Below are 15,751 nucleotides of genomic sequence, written 5' to 3' on the forward strand. Positions count from 1 at the left end.
GCACTCCAACCCGATAGAATAGGTAAAAAATTAATAAAATATGAATCTATACTGATTTTATAACAGATTCATATTTATTCAAGCTTCCCCCCATTGCCCTTAGGTACCATTTGATGATAATAAAATTAATAATTATAAAAACACGATGCGCATATAAAATATTTCTTAGCAAAGAATATACTCAGCTAAAGAGAGTCAGAATATGAATAAGGTAAAAAGCAACTCGACGATAGAAGAAAGTTACTGCTCAATTTCAAGCGCTATTTTCAAATTTCTACCTAAAACGGGACTTCCTTTCTGCTTATATCGAATGAACCCGCAAACCGGGCAGTTTTCACCTGCGACAACTGCGGGAAAAACAATCATTTCTGCTGAAAAACTAAGTATATTCAATGACTGTGAAAAAGATCTTATTTTTATAAAAAGTACCGACATTTCTGACTGTAAACCGTATTTCGCCACAAATTTAGAAACGGTTATTACCGACATGTCACATTCGATCTCAGATGAAGATATGGCCCAGATCATTATTGAAGGGCTCAAGGATTCTTCCGTTAAAATTTTTAAAGACTCTCTTAAAAAAAACTTTGACTATTTTCATACAACACTGATTGCAGCAGGGGAACTTGTATATAAAAACCCTGACATTATTTGGGACATGCTCCCGCTTCTGTGCAAAGACCACTCTCTAACAAACAAATCAATTTCAAACGGCATCATAGGCGCAGGGATATGCCTGCATGGCAGAGAAGGCAAACCTGATCTGGATTCTTTTATGGAATCGCTTATAGCCTTATTTCTATGTGATATAGGAATGAGCTGTCTGCCGGACTTTGTACTTGGTAAAGAATTTTCCTTAAGCATAGACGAACAAAAGCGCATACGGAATCACCCCATCAATTCCGTTGAGATTCTCAGCCTGACACAATCTCTTACCAAAACGTCTCTCAGAGCAATACTTGAACATCATGAGAGAATGGACGGTTCAGGTTACCCGCGCGGTGTGACATGCGACCAAATTTCATGGCTGGGAAAACTGTGTGGCGCTGTTGATTCTTTTGTGGCAATGACAATGGAGCGTCCCGGGAAAAAGAGTATGACCACTGTTAACGCTCTAAAAATGCTATACAAAGAATCAGCCCTATATGATCCGAACATTATTTATGCCCTCGAAAAAGTTACCTACAGAGAATAAAGTAAGCGCAGCCATTTTAGCTGGCGGAGAAGGAAGCCGGATGGGATACAAGGACAAATCGTGCCTTGAGATCTCCGGTGAAAAGATAGTCAGCAGAATAATTCGTCAACTGTCAGGACTTTTTACCGAAATTTTTGTCATTACCCGAACTCCTGAACATCATACGAATTTAGGAGTCAGACTTGTCGGAGATATTTATCAGCAGAGAAGTTCCCTTACAGGAATACATGCTGCCATAAGCCATGCTGAAACCGACCATGTTTTCATAACAGCCTGCGACTCACCTTTTCTGAATAAAAATCTCGTAACAAAGATGCTCTCGCTTCTTTCACCTTCGGACGATGTTCTTATCCCCATACACGATAACTGGAGGTATGAGCCGCTTTGCGCCGTATATTCAAAGCGCTGTCTTCCCTTCATTGAAGAAAATCTTAATAATGAAATATTTCAAATCATCAGATTTTTCCCTGAAGTAAAAGTACATGCTGTTGATGCCGAAATACTTCAGCAACATGATCAGGATCTTGAATCATTTATCAACGTAAACACCCCGGAAGAACTCAGCAAAGCGTGTGAGAGAGCAAAAAAATGCAACAAGATTTAGAAAAAAGCGCAAATTATCCGCAAAACATCACCCGCCGAAAAGCCCTCGAAATTCTTAAAATACAACTTTCGCCGATTATTGAAAAAACCATCCCCGTGACCGATTGTTGCGGAAGCGTTGCTGCCCAAACCATCTGTTCCGAAATATCCATGCCTGAACATGACCGTTCTGCCATGGACGGTTTTGCTCTCACAGCATCCGAAACATCTTCAGCGTCCGTTGACTCGCCTATCATTTTCACGGTTTCAGGAGAAATAAGGCCGTCATCCAGCGGATCTGAAAAAACACGTCCGAACGGTGCAATAAAAATTTTGACCGGTGGGATCATCCCTCAAGGCTGTGATTCGGTCATCCCCTTTGAGCAGGTGACTATTTCAAGTAATAAAATTTCAATATTCTCTCCCGTCCAAGAAGGAGCTTTCATTCGTCCGGCTGGTTCAGATGTTCTACCCGGAGAAACCCTCATCGCTGAAAACACCCATATTTCAGCATGCGCGGCAGCCCTTCTGGCATATGCCGGAAAAAACCATATACGTGTGCGTCAGGCTCCATCTATAGCGGTCTTAGCTGTCGGCAACGAACTTTGCGATCCAACTAAAACAGGCCCGGAAGGATTAATCCCCGCTGACAATCTCATTTTAATGAAAGCATTATGTGAAAGTTGCGGCACTGCCGAAGTGGCCATCTCCACTTGTGAAAATTCACCTGAAGCAATTGCCGAAGCAATAAAAAGACACTCAGCCTGCGACCTGATCATCACCACAGGGGGAACAGGACCGGGGAACAGAGATTTTGTTTTTGATTCGATACGCAACGCAGGCGGCACACCGCTATTCAAAGGACTTTCCATACACCCGGCCAAATCAATTTTTGCTTTCAAGCTTCAAGACACTGCCATATTAGGACTTCCGGGACCGCCGAATGCGGTTCAATTAGCTTTCCATACGGTTATAAAACCAACTCTCAATATTCTTCTGGGACTACCGGACATCATCAGCTCGACTTTCGCAATACTCGGAGCCTCTGTAAAAGGAGCCGAGGAACGCGAAAAACTAATTCTCTGCCATATTATTGAAGAAAACGGTTCAATTAAGGCGACCCCACTGAATAACCGCAACTTATCTTCAAGAAAATTAATGTGCCTCGCAAACGGCATCATCACAATCGCCCCGAATTCAGGAAAACTTAATGCTGGGGAACTTGTTCAAATTATCAAAACCGGTTAGCCGCAACAGGTTTATGACATCAAAAGAAAAGGCCTGACTAAAAGTAGTCAGGCCTTTTAAATATCAACTTAAATTTTAAAAATAAAATATTAATCTTTTCGGAAGAGCCGCAAAAGCAACTCATCTAAATTATCACCGTTATCTATTGCAAATTCAATTTCTTCTTCAAGTTCAGCAGCACCGGCTTTCACTTCTGAGACAGTACAATCCATATTCAAAGCAACCTCTTCAGGAGGGATGTCATATCTGGCACACAGGTAGTACAAGGCCCGTCTGGCCAGAACAGCATGGTCAGTTTCCTGCACCATAATTTCCCTGAAGCTTACAGCAAAAGCCTCTAGAACAGCATCAAGAATTGAATCAAAAGTTTGTGCTTCAAGTTCAAGCGCCGGCAATGGATCAGCCTCAATCGAACCAGATACATTTATGGACTCAAGCCCATACCGATTATGAACAATAGTTCGCAATCGGTTAATACTGCTTAAAATATCTTCAACAGCGTAATAAGCGGTCACATCTGTAATGAATTCACGGCTATTCGGCACACCTTCATCATTCGTACTAAGTGCGATTGTAACTCCAACCTCAGCGGAAAGCACTTCCTGCGCGGCATCTTTAATCGATCCCAGAAGATGTTCCTGCACCCAGTTCATAACAAATTCATTAGGCGCAGTAATTTGAACCACACCATCTTCATATCTGGCGGATAAGGGATCAACCCATACCCGAACCAAAATCGGATTTATGCGGACCTTTAATTTCTTTTTAATCGAATGCCACAAATCGGAATTCATTTCCTACCCCTGAAAGTTTCGTTTCAGTTTAAAACAAGGGGGCTGGTATTACGACAAATCAAAGCCGGATGCAATGAATATCCTTTAGCAACAAAAACGCATAAAGCGCCGTTCTGCTATGGAGTCAAGCGAGCTACGGTATCCTGCAACTGCCTTCCCAAAGGCGTTTGCAAAGAAATTTCCCGTTCAATATTAGTAATGCCTTTAATGACTGTGGAATGTCTGCGACAAAGCCGGACTCCGATATCTTTCAAAGAGAGTTCGGTATATTTGCGGGCGAGAAAGAAAGCTGTGTTTCTGGCAAGAACAATCTGACGTTTCCGACTTTTGGAACGTAACTGGTCGGCTGAAAGTTCATAAGAACGACAGATATGGTCTACAATTGAATCGTAACTTGGATTTTTATTTTCCAAAGAATAATTTTCAAGAACCTGCCAAGCTAAATCCTGAGTCAAATTTTTGTTGAGCAGTCTTGCTTTAAGTACGAGGTTCTGCAAACAGCTTTCCAACTGCCTTACATCGGTCGTAATTCGGTCTGCCAGCAGTTCCGAGATAGAATCCGGAACCTGAGTACCAAGACGGATAGCTTTGCTTTGTACAATGCGTTTTCTGGTCTCAAAATCAGGAGTGGCTATTACCGCGAGAAGTCCTGAACAAAATCTGGATACAAGCTGAGGATCAACTTTTTCAAGTTCACGAGGCAGAAAAGAACTTGTCATAACGACTTTTGAACCGCGCAATTGGAGGCATTTCAGAGTTTCGAGAATCTCGTCCTGCATCTTATGCTTGCCCTGAAAGAAATGAACATCTTCAAGAAGAAGACAGTCAACATTATCTCTGAATTCAGATTTAAATCTTGATATTTCACCTGCTTTAAGAGCCATTACCATTCTGTTTGCAAACTCTTCTGCTGTAAGGCAGGCAATGGAAACGTGCTGTTTATTACTTGTCGCACAAAGTCCCTTACCTATAGAATGCAGTAAATGTGTTTTTCCCAGTCCCGGAGTTGAACTCAGGAAAAGCTGATCACCGGGCAACGAGTTATCGCAAAGACTTCTCGAAGCGGCACATGCCAATTGGTTAGAATCTCCAACGATAAAGTCATCGAAAGAAAAACGCCAGCGCGGCATCTTTTTGGTTACAGCTGGGTGCATCATGGGAAGACCCATGCTTGTTTGGACCTGTCGAGGGGTTTTAGGGCGAACTAAACCTGCTGGTTTCTCAGCAGATTTTTTAACGCCGACTTCAACCTTCGGACGAGCTCCTAGGACCTGAGTCCCGGCTTCAGTAATATTGTCTATAAGACGGTCTCTAACCCATGCAGCAACAAATTCATTAGGAGCATATAGCTTAATGGAGTTGTTACTTACTTCAGCCTTCAAAGGTTTGATCCAAACTTTGAATAGACCGGGGTTAAGACCCTTCTCAAGAAAATTTAAAATTTTATTCCAGCTGTCTGTCATCATGGAGCGATAACTAAGACAAAGGACATCAATACATCAACTCGCAATATAGCACTGGTCACCCGATGTTTGAGTCTTCTTTTTCTACAAGATAAACTACTGTATTATTGATGATTTTTAACTATACAAGCGTTTATGGCTGGATATTTAAAATTCTGAAAACCTGCGTGTTTCTAAGGCTCCCGAGTGTCAACATCATTTTTATCAACACCTGTTGAAAACTTTTTAAACAGCTACAAATCAATTTATCTCGATTTTTCAAAGAATTTCGCTTTTTCTCTCGTTGTAGGTAAAATATCTTCTCATTATTATCATTTTGAACTTATACTGATAAAACATTTTATCACCTTGTAAAATTCTAATATAATTGAATAATTAGAAAATAACGCCATAAATCAGCATATCTTATAAAAAACAATCTTTAAATAACAGTGCGCTAAACCCAATAAAACAAAGGGCTGACAGATTTCGGACTTTAGAACATTTGTCAACTTACTGATTTAATTGAATTTACATTCACTTGACATCGCTAAAGGCATACAAATCAAAGGATCATGGGCATATAGATTTACACCAATCAATTTTAAACAAAAGTCTATCCACACCATAAATTTTATTTAGACAACACTATGCTGCGATTGCACACCCATCCAGTATGATTAAAACGACAAAAATGGTATTTCAACTAACAAAATTGCTAAAAAATCAAAAAAATGACGTTTGATTATCTTTTGCGAATAATAATCAAAAATATTTAATTAAAAATGAAAACAGCCCAAAACAAAAAAACCTGCCCAAAAATATGGGCAGGTTCAGTATAAGCTATATGCCTTTTATTTTTTTAGGCATGCTATATATAATGTAGAGATTACTTTTTCGCAGTCAGCTCTTTTAAAGTTGGATATTTACCGCAAGCAAATTTTTCAGCCTCTGGGCAATAACCCAATTGCTCACACCTTGCTCCGCCGTTGCGGAATATTGCAGGAAGACTTTCCTTACAAAGCTTCAACATTTTATCGGCCATAATGCGAACTTCCCACTGCGCCCTCTGGCAACAGCGCAAATTAAAAAAGTGCATAAGCGAACGGCAATTCATGGTTATCACTATTTTCGTTTCAGCAGCCTGAGGAAGCACAAATCTGGCATCTTCATTAGCTTTGCTTTCACGCCCGGCTGCAACGAGAATCTCGCGCAAATCTTTATATGCGCTGCCGACTTCTTCCATAAACTTTTCAAAACGTTCACGAGCTTCGGGAATTTTCTTTATTGCCGGAGGAATTATGTAATCCATATCATTCTCAGTAACGTAGCGCTGGCTCTGCTGCGAATAGGACGCTATGCGATGCCTGACTATCTGATGAGAACAAGCTCTTGAGATACCCTCAATTGCAAACGTAAAGCTGACATGTTCAATAGGGCTGTCATGCCCGGATTCAAGAATAGCGGAAACAAAGGCATCCTGCTTATCCTTAGCAATCTCGCCGCTTATAAGTCTTGGCCACATATCGGCAGTAAACCCTGCGTGATAGCACTGCCTGAACGATGCGTATATCAGTTCAAGGGCATTAGGGGTCATGGATAACAACTCTACTCGTAAATCTTTCTCAGGCATATGAGCTCCTTCAATTTATGGCTCTTCATAAAGTAAAAGATCTATGGGTGCAAGACAGCAATAATGGGTCAAAAAATACTTGGAAATTTCTACTCAAATCTACACTCTAAATTAGAAATAAAATCAAGAAGTTACACATCTGTCACAAAATTAACTTTTTTTTTACTTGCCATAGAAGGGAATATACCCTAACTAACCATCCCTTATCAAACCAACTCTATAAATCAAACCGACCGCTGATCTTCCGCATTCTTTTTTAGCATTGTAACCCGTTAAGGGAAACTAAGCTTGCGGCAGTAATGTGCCGGAGGAATCCGTGAACAAACTTACTATTAATGATAAAATCAGAAATATCGCAATCATAGCCCACGTTGACCATGGTAAAACCACACTGGTTGACGGAATGTTCAAGCAAAGCGGACTCTTCCGTGAAGGCCAGAAAGTCGATGACAGACTCATGGACAGCATGGACCTTGAGCGCGAACGCGGCATTACCATTGCAGCTAAAAACTGTGCTGTTGACTGGAAAGGCACAAAAATCAACGTCATCGACACCCCCGGCCATGCCGACTTTGGTGGAGAAGTTGAACGTTCCTTAAGCATGGCTGATGGAGCAATCCTTTTAGTTGATGCCTCTGAAGGACCTCTGCCTCAGACAAGATTCGTATTGAAAAAAGCTCTTGAAGCCGGTCTGAAAGTCATCGTTGTTGTCAACAAAATTGACCGCAGTGATGCTCGCCCTGAAGAAGTTCTTGACGAAATTTACGACCTCTTCATCGATCTAGACGCAAACGAAGAACAGCTTGAATTCCCTGTCATGTACGCAATCGGCAGAGACGGAATTGCACAGCATACTCTCGAAGAAAAAGGCGAAAATCTTCACCCTCTCATGGATATCGTTATCGAGCATATCCCCGGGCCTTCTTATGATGAAAATGAACCTTTCCAGATGCTTGTTTCCGACCTCGGATACTCCGACTACCTCGGTCGTCTCGCAATCGGTAAAGTAATTCACGGCTCCACTCAACAAAACGTGCCTCTTGCTTGTATCAATGAAGAAAATCAAGTCGTCCCTCTTAAACTGACCAAAGTTCAGACCTACGAAGGTGTCACTTTCACCGAAACAGACATCGCTCACCCTGGTGATATTGTTGTTGTTTCCGGTATCGAAGGAATCACTATCGGTGACACAATTTGTACAAGAGAAGCTCCTAAAGCTCTTCCAAGAATCACTGTTGATGAACCAACAGTATCCATGCGCTTTGGAATAAATACTTCCCCAATGGCCGGACTTGAAGGTAAACTCGTTCAGTCTTCTAAAATTCGTGAAAGACTCGAAAAAGAAACTCTGTTGAACGTTGCTATTAAGATCGAAGAAAGCGAATACAGAGATAGCTTCATTGTTAAAGGACGCGGTGAATTTCAGCTCGCTATCCTTATTGAAACTATGCGCCGTGAAGGTTTTGAGCTTACTGTTGGAAGACCTGAAGTTATCTTCAAAAAAGTAGACGGCAAAAAACTTGAGCCGATGGAACAGGTTTTCATCGACTGTGAAGACGCCTTTATGGGTGTTGTAACTGAAAAACTTTCTTCCAGAAAAGCAAAAATGACCAACCTCGTTAACAACGGCAAGGGCCGTGTTCGCATGGAATTTTCTGCACCATCACGTTCACTTATCGGTTACCGCGATGAGTTCCTTACCGACACTAAAGGTACTGGAATCATGAACACTCTGTTCGCCGGATACGACGATTACAGAGGCGATTTCCCAGCACGTTACACAGGTTCCTTAATTTCTGACCGCGCAGGGAAAGGTGTTGCTTACGCAATCTTTAACCTAGAGCCTCGCGGTGAAATGTTCGTTAGACCAGGCGACCCTGTATACGAAGGAATGATTGTAGGTGAGCACAACAAGGATACTGATATCAATATCAATCCTACCAAAGAAAAAAAGCTCACCAACATGCGTGCATCAGGTAAAGATGAAGCTGTTATCCTTACTCCATGCAAACCTATGAGTCTGGAAAGAGCTATGCACTTCATCACCGACGATGAAGTAATTGAAGTCACCCCGCTTTCAATCCGTCTGCGTAAAACAGAACTGAATTCTGCCAAACGTCACATGGAACGCGGTAAAGAACTCAAAAAGAAATAATCAGCTGAACTAATAAAATCACTCAAAAAGCCTCTTGGACTAATAAGTCTGAGAGGCTTTTTTATTGCCAATTAAAGTTTGGTACGCTACCTGACTTGCTCAAAGTCTAAATACATTTCCGGAGATAAAAAATGGTTGCGAATAATATTTCAGGCGAAGTTGTCCTCATATTCACCGGCGGGACAATTGGAATGAGTGAAAAGCCTGATGCCGGAGGAGTTGTTCCCGACGACAACTTCAACAAATTACTTTCAGAAATAACTCCTGACGATAAAGACATTAAAATCCGTCCTGTGCTGTGGTCCGATGTTCCCAGCCCGCACATGTCTCCTGAAATGATGCTTAAACTGGCGCATGACGTAGACTCATACCTTTCCGAAGATCAAGTCCTTGGAGCAGTCATTCTGCACGGCACAGACCTTATGGCTGAAACAGCATATGCACTCGACCTGACCGTAAACTCCCCGAAGCCGGTAATTCTGACCGGAGCCATGCGCTATTTCAACGAATCAGGATATGACGGAATACGTAATCTGGTAGATGCCGTCAGAGTATGCCTGCTGCCGCCGCCCAAAGGAACAGACGTTATCATCCAAATGGCGGACAAGCTTTTTGCAGCCAAGAACGCAATCAAATCAAGTTCCCTTAACGTGGACCCATTTATAGGTCAAAACACAGGCAGAATAGGTTTTATAGCCGGAGAATCAGTAATCCTGACAAGAGCCGACTCCTACAGAAGACCGAGATTCTCTTTTCCGGTCACAGGCGTAAGTAAAAACGTACATCTGGTCGGCTGTCATCCGGGAATGAACTCCACAATTTTAGAAAAATTACTAGAAACGGATGTGAAAGGAATCGTGCTTGAAGGATTCGGAGCAGGAAACACACCTCCCGAACTGGTCGCAGGCATTGAAAAATGTATTGAAGCAGGTGTACTTGTAGTTCTATGCACCCGATGTGTGGAAGGCGGAGTATGGCCCATCTATGCTTACCCCGGAGGAGCCGCGAATTTAAAACAGAAAGGTGTCATAACAGCCGGAGGTCTTTCCGCGCTGAAAGCGACACTGCTGTTACAATTACTACTCGGCAGCAACTGCCCGATAGACCAGATTAAAACAATTTTCGCAGAAGAAAGCGTTTAAAAACATAAAACAAAAAAATTCTAATCTAACCCCCTCCCCCTTAAAAGGGAGTCCAGAGGGCCGCAAGCCCTTTGGTCCAGCCGAAGGCGAAATCCCAAATAACATCAGTCTTAAAAAAAGCGCCGCAGGTAAATCTGCGGCGCTTTTTTATTAAATATCTTCCAAATCGATTCGCGATATAATTTCTATTAAAGTTCTGACTCCGAACCCCGTTCCGCCGGCTGTCAAAGTTGCCGTCTTCTTCTTTCGCCAGGCCGGTCCGGCAATATCCAGATGCGCCCAAGGTACATTTTCGGGCACAAACTCTTTCAAAAACATTCCGGCATGAATGGTCATACCTTCCCGTGACCCGATATTTTTTAAATCTGCCACATCACTTTTAAGCTCTTCTTTATAAATATCCCACAGCGGCATGGGCCAGAATCTTTCACCGACTCTCATACCCGATTCAATAATAATATTCTCAAGCTTCGGTGAATTATCCATAACAGCAGCAACATTCCAGCCGAATGCAACTATGCACCCCCCTGTGAGAGTCGCAAGGTCTATTATGGCGGCGGGTTCAAACTGTTTCGAATATGCCAGAGCATCGCAAAGTAAAAGGCGACCCTCGGCATCAGTATTTAAAATTTCGATAGTCTTACCGGAAAAAGAAGTCACAACCTCACCGGGGCGGGTTGCTAATCCATCCGGCATATTATCCGCGCATGGCAATATCCCCACAACCGGCAAATCAGGATTCAGCTCGCCCAAAGCATGAAAAAATCCAAATATAGCCGCAGCTCCAGCCATATCACATTTCATGTCTTCAATGTGTCCGCTAGGCTTTAGCGAGATTCCGCCGGTATCAAAAGTGACCCCTTTACCGACCAGCACCAGAGGTTTATCCCCTTCTCTTCCTTTAGGGCAATATTCAAGAGTAATCAGGCGCGGTTCATCAATACTTCCTTTAAAAACGGAAGCATAAGCCCCCATCCCCTTATCAATGATTTCCTTGCGTTTCATGGCCTTAAATTTAAAGCCGTATTTTTTTGCAAGCTTCTTTGCTTCTTCGGCAAGAAAAACCGGATTTGCAATATTCGGAGGAGAATTAACCAAATCACGGGCATAGGAGACCGCTTCTCCAACAGTCTGTCCTTTATGGATAGCTTCAATAAAAGTCTCGGAAGGTTCAGCGTCTGTCAACATTTTAACGACTTCGGGCAGCGCGGCATTATCTTCTTTTTTAGTCTTAAACTCATCATATGAATAAAGCCCGCTCATTGCAGCAGCGACGAAATGTTCGTGCATATCCTCAAGAACGATACCTTCAAAAGCGGACAGCGGAGCACCGACAATTCTGAATTTCAACTCCCGGCATTTACAAAAAGCCGAGGACACAGCCTGACTGAACTGCTCAATTCCAAACTCATTCTTATCGCCGAGCCCTACAATCATAACCCGCTGAATTGAAGTGGAAGAACCGTAAATTACAGTTGTACTGCCGAGTTCTCCAGTAAAATCAGTGAGCCCCGGAGAACCTGCCACCCAGTCTGCCTGCGTCGTTATCCATTTGGAAAATCCGGGCAGAAACTCTTCTGAACCCTTAAATGCGAAAAAAATTACAGCATCAGCAGACCATGCGGACGCTGGTTCAACTACAATATTAAATTCCATTTCCCTCTCCGGCATTTATTTGATGAGTGAACAAAAAATCCATTTTAATTGGGAGAAACCTGCTCAACAAAAGAAAAAGTTCCATTGCTAAAACGTACAATATCAACAGTTTTATTAGGAACTCTTACACCTTCAGGATAACTGATATCTCCAGTAACACCCTTAAATCCGACAGTTGCCGATAAAGCGGCCCTGATTGCTTCCGTATCGGTAGAACCGGCTCTTGTAATAGCCTGAGCAAGCAGCATGACGGTGTCGTATCCAAGTGCGGCAAAACCGCTCTCCGGCGCAACTCCGAACATCCTTTTGTAGCTATCCACAAAATCACGGACTTCAGGATCAGGATTATCAAACGCAACATGGGTCGCAAAATAAATTGAATGAGCATATTCTTCAGGAATCTTTAATAACCCCGGAGTATCAAACCCGTCACCGGAAACAATCGGCTGGTTAAATCCGGCTTTACGGGCTTCTGTCACATACCCCGCCGCATCAGGCGGTGTGATGGACATAAAAAGCAGGTCAGGCTTATCCCCTTCCTTTGGTAGCGGATAAGTGGTGTCTCCGGCATTATACCAGACCTCGTCAACAACAACTCCACCATATTTGCGATATCTACGCTTAAAATACTTAGAAAGAGTTTTGGCAAACTCACTGGAAACATCTGTCCCGACAAAACAGCGTTCAGTTTTCAATCTGCGCTTTGCAAACTTAGCAATAGCACGGGCCTGCATATTGTCACCAAAAGCAGTCATAAAAAAGTTTTTGCCGTACATATAAGGTAAATTTTGCATCGTGGCGCCAGCCGTGATGAACACAAGCCCTTTAGTTGTTACAGCAGGAGCCGCCGCTGTGACGTAGTCAGTATCATTAAGTCCTAAAACCGCGACGATTCCATCCTCATCAGCTATAGATTCAGCTGCGGTTGCAGTTGAATCAAGATTCGAACGGCAATCTGAGATTATTAAGCTTAATTTTTTACCAAGCACACCGCCTTCACTGTTTATCACATCCCTTGCGAGCTCCATTCCGTGCAGGCCGGGCTGATCAACTGCCGCCATAGCCCCCGTAAGATTATAAAGAACTCCGATTTTAACGGTATCATCGGCTGCGAATGCGCTACCGAAGCAAAGCCCCAAAGTAATCAGACATAAAAGTACTATTTTTTTCATATTGCCTCCAAATATTTACAATGCGAAAGCCACACCTGTTTTTACTGCCCACATAAGTAGCAGATATACACATGATATTTTTCCAACATTGCAACTGTATTACAAACTCAGCAAATTTAGCAGCTATAATTTAACCGCCAAGCTTAATTCTTTGTGCCGAGCTTGGCTTGTTGAGCTTCAAGAAACCGCTGGAATTTGTTTATTTCTTCTTCTCTTTTTTCAGGAACAGTCGGGGAGTCTGCTTCCTGACGATATCTTTTATCAGCGAGACCTCTACTGACTGCGGCTTCAGCTCCCAGCCCCTGCCAGCCCGAAGTGTCCTGAGAAAATTTTTGAATATAACTTATCCCCATAAAAGCACGGGTGATTTTAGTATTATCACGTAATTTCCGCATATCTTTAAATTCAGCTTTTGCAGAAACCTGCCGGATTGATTTATCAAGTGAAACCATTTTTTCCGGCATTTGAAGCGGCTCGAAAACAGCGCCGTGATTATTTAAAATATGCCCTTTGTCTCCGGCTGTGGCAGGATCGATATAAAAACCGGCATACAATCCGGCTGGATCAAAGACTGAAAGATCACACGATAAATCAACACCTACCCCGCAAGTAAGACAGGTAACGTTCCGGTGTCTCGGAATGCTGTCCCGACTCCACCACTCCCCGCTATTAAGGGGATCGATAATAGTCCTGCCGTTCGCAGGAGCAAATTCATCTATAGGAGAACGCATCAAAGTTCCTGCCATCAACTCGCTTACCTGCGTCCACGCCGCTACACCTATTATCCCTTTGAAATCCCTGCGCCGTCTTCTAGCCAGCAAAAAAAGCCCTCTATAAAGCTTATCCAGAGTTGTGCCGCCTTCTTCCGTGGAATTAAACATCACATACTCGTTAAATCCCCCGGAAATAGTCAAATTGAAAGGAGTCCTGATAAGCACGGACCCCGTATCGTTTTGAGGAACCAGAAAATCTGCCAGATCATGTCCATCTGTCGGAAGCCAGGCCATAGTTCCGCCGATAGTAATCATCGCGCCGAGAACCTTCATATAATCTTCTGGAACATCTCCGAGTCCGCCTACTCCGAGAGAATATTCGGTCTGTGAAAATCTACGGGAGAACATGCGCTTTTCAGTTACCCTTGAATGCAGAACCTCCGCCACCGAGCCTATAACTTTGAGTTCAGCCTGACTGTTCTCGCCCGGAATAAACTTGAACCCTCCGATGGGAGAATCCATACTTTCGAGATTATCCCAGTTTTCAAGAGCCTGCCGTTCCCATTGCACGGATTGCAAAAAATTCATGGCCTCACTTTTTGAGACAAAAATATCTAAAGAGCGAGTCATACCGGCAGTATCAAGAACATTTTTACAATATGAACGCAGACCGCAAAGAGCTAACGCCCCTTTTCTAAGGCGTAAAATTTTAAGAGTTCTCACTATGCTGCGAATTCCGGCACTGCTTAAATAACGGACATCGCTCATATCAAACGCCATACAGGCCAGTGATTCTTCCGCTAAAAGATCTGCAAGTACTTTATCGAGCTCTACTGCACCGTAAGCATCTATCCTTTCTCCTATGCTGACTACAACACTCTCACCGTGTCTGCGAACTGTAATTTCCATTCTATCACTCCTGCAAAATATCTTTATCTCTCATGATATCAGGTACAAGTGCAACATAGGCATAACCCGTTCATCTTGTGAAGTTACTTCGAGAAAACCTGTACTATTTTTTCAGGCTCTGCTAATTTAGTTTATAAGAGGACCAGACATGAAGAAAGTTATAAATAAATTTATTCCGGACACTGGAACCGGAAAATTCCTCAAGAAAGCCCTTGAGGATAAAAATATGACCATCAAAGATGTTCTTCATGGTTATATGTATATACGTTGGCCTAAAGCATATATCGGTGCCGCTTTGGGTGAAAACAATCTTGCCCCGATTGCAGACTTTATTTCAAGTCTTATCGCCAACCCCGCCGATAAGACAAAAAGAGAGCAATTGAAAAAAGACTTTGCAGACACGTATCACGGCAAAATCATTATAACTGAAGAAGCCATTAAACTTATACATATCGGACGCGAAGTTTCGACAACCCTGCCTGAGAGAGTTTTGCCCTACAGCAAGGCCAGAGACATCGTGCTTAGTGACCCCGATCATATCGTAGCCCTTGAATGTCCTTGCCGCGCATCCAGAAAGAACCCGTGTCACCCACTCGATGTATGCTTAATTATTGGAGAACCTTTTGCTTCATTTGTTGTAGAAAATCATCCGGATAAAGCACGGAGCATCACAATAGATGAAGCTGAAAGAACCCTTGAGGCGGAAAATGCAAGAGGCCATGTGCATCACGCATTTTTTAAGGATGTAATGCTCGGCAGATTTTATGCAATCTGCAACTGCTGTCCTTGCTGCTGCGGCGCAATGGAGGCGATGAAAAATGGTATTCCCATGCTGGCCCCTTCGGGATACATCGCCATTGTCGACCCGAACAAATGTATCGGATGCGGTCAATGTATGGAATATTGCCCATTCGGAGCTATGAAGGTCCGCGACAAGCGCATGCACATTGACCCCAATAAATGTATGGGTTGCGGTGTTTGTGTTAATAAATGTCGAAAGAGTTCGCTGTACTTGGCGAGAAATAAAAAACATCCCGAACCGTTTCTCGTAGAAAAACTGCTCAAATCATCCTGACTACTGTTTTCTCAAAAAAAAAGGCATTGAAATTA

At 42.9% G+C, this 15,751-nt stretch carries 12 protein-coding genes; 6 read left to right on the plus strand and 6 right to left on the minus strand.

The genetic code is table 11. The annotated features are described in order from the left end of the window. Positions 1 to 202: 202 nt before the first annotated feature. From BLT41_RS15100 to BLT41_RS15110, 3 genes are read left to right on the plus strand one after another with little or no spacing between them, the layout of a single operon-like run. Complete coding sequence (locus tag BLT41_RS15100) at positions 203 to 1,195, plus strand: HD-GYP domain-containing protein (RefSeq protein ID WP_092162623.1); 993 nt, start codon at positions 203 to 205, stop codon at positions 1,193 to 1,195. Continuing rightward, positions 1,164 to 1,799, plus strand: a complete 636-nt coding sequence (mobA, locus tag BLT41_RS15105) for a molybdenum cofactor guanylyltransferase (RefSeq protein WP_170830386.1) — start codon at positions 1,164 to 1,166, stop codon at positions 1,797 to 1,799. Before BLT41_RS15100 ends, mobA begins: the two co-directional genes overlap by 32 nt. After that, complete coding sequence (locus tag BLT41_RS15110; RefSeq protein ID WP_092162627.1) at positions 1,784 to 3,025, plus strand: molybdopterin molybdotransferase MoeA; 1,242 nt, start codon at positions 1,784 to 1,786, stop codon at positions 3,023 to 3,025. Before mobA ends, BLT41_RS15110 begins: the two co-directional genes overlap by 16 nt. An 89-nt stretch (positions 3,026 to 3,114) precedes the next feature. On the opposite strand, the gene BLT41_RS15115 is transcribed toward BLT41_RS15110, so the two are convergent. From BLT41_RS15115 to thyX, 3 genes are all read right to left on the minus strand, one after another. Beyond that, entirely contained in the window at positions 3,115 to 3,819 is a 705-nt protein-coding gene (locus BLT41_RS15115; protein WP_092162629.1) for a DnaA N-terminal domain-containing protein, read from the minus strand. A 116-nt stretch (positions 3,820 to 3,935) separates the two neighbouring features. Then, positions 3,936 to 5,285 carry a chromosomal replication initiator protein DnaA gene (locus BLT41_RS15120; protein ID WP_092162631.1) on the minus strand — a complete coding sequence of 450 codons (1,350 nt, stop codon included), beginning with the start codon at positions 5,283 to 5,285 and terminating at the stop codon, positions 3,936 to 3,938. Positions 5,286 to 6,150: 865 nt separating this feature from the next. Next, positions 6,151 to 6,894 carry an FAD-dependent thymidylate synthase gene (gene thyX / locus BLT41_RS15125; RefSeq protein WP_092162633.1) on the minus strand — a complete coding sequence of 248 codons (744 nt, stop codon included), beginning with the start codon at positions 6,892 to 6,894 and terminating at the stop codon, positions 6,151 to 6,153. A gap of 316 nt (positions 6,895 to 7,210) precedes the next feature. On the opposite strand from thyX, the gene typA reads away from it, so the two are divergent. Both typA and BLT41_RS15135 read left to right on the plus strand, forming a co-directional pair. After that, positions 7,211 to 9,049: a translational GTPase TypA gene (gene typA / locus BLT41_RS15130; protein ID WP_092162635.1), complete on the plus strand. Its 1,839-nt coding sequence runs from the start codon at positions 7,211 to 7,213 to the stop codon at positions 9,047 to 9,049. Between the two features lie 131 nt (positions 9,050 to 9,180). After that, a complete protein-coding gene (locus BLT41_RS15135) occupies positions 9,181 to 10,191 on the plus strand; it encodes an asparaginase (protein WP_092162637.1) in 1,011 nt (336 codons plus the stop codon). A gap of 150 nt (positions 10,192 to 10,341) precedes the next feature. Here BLT41_RS15135 and BLT41_RS15140 read toward each other — a convergent pair whose 3' ends face one another. The 3 genes from BLT41_RS15140 to BLT41_RS15150 form a co-directional block, all read right to left on the minus strand. Continuing rightward, a complete protein-coding gene (locus BLT41_RS15140; RefSeq protein ID WP_092162639.1) occupies positions 10,342 to 11,847 on the minus strand; it encodes a leucyl aminopeptidase in 1,506 nt (501 codons plus the stop codon). A 44-nt stretch (positions 11,848 to 11,891) separates the two neighbouring features. Beyond that, entirely contained in the window at positions 11,892 to 13,019 is a 1,128-nt protein-coding gene (locus BLT41_RS15145; RefSeq protein ID WP_092162641.1) for an ABC transporter substrate-binding protein, read from the minus strand. 143 nt (positions 13,020 to 13,162) lie between these two features. Next, complete coding sequence (locus BLT41_RS15150; RefSeq protein ID WP_092162643.1) at positions 13,163 to 14,641, minus strand: STAS domain-containing protein; 1,479 nt, start codon at positions 14,639 to 14,641, stop codon at positions 13,163 to 13,165. Between the two features lie 148 nt (positions 14,642 to 14,789). On the opposite strand from BLT41_RS15150, the gene BLT41_RS15155 reads away from it, so the two are divergent. Continuing rightward, positions 14,790 to 15,716 carry a 4Fe-4S binding protein gene (locus BLT41_RS15155; RefSeq protein ID WP_092162645.1) on the plus strand — a complete coding sequence of 309 codons (927 nt, stop codon included), beginning with the start codon at positions 14,790 to 14,792 and terminating at the stop codon, positions 15,714 to 15,716. Positions 15,717 to 15,751: the final 35 nt, after the last annotated feature.

The sequence above is a fragment of the Maridesulfovibrio ferrireducens genome (assembly GCF_900101105.1).
Taxonomy (GTDB): Bacteria; Desulfobacterota; Desulfovibrionia; order Desulfovibrionales; family Desulfovibrionaceae; genus Maridesulfovibrio; species Maridesulfovibrio ferrireducens.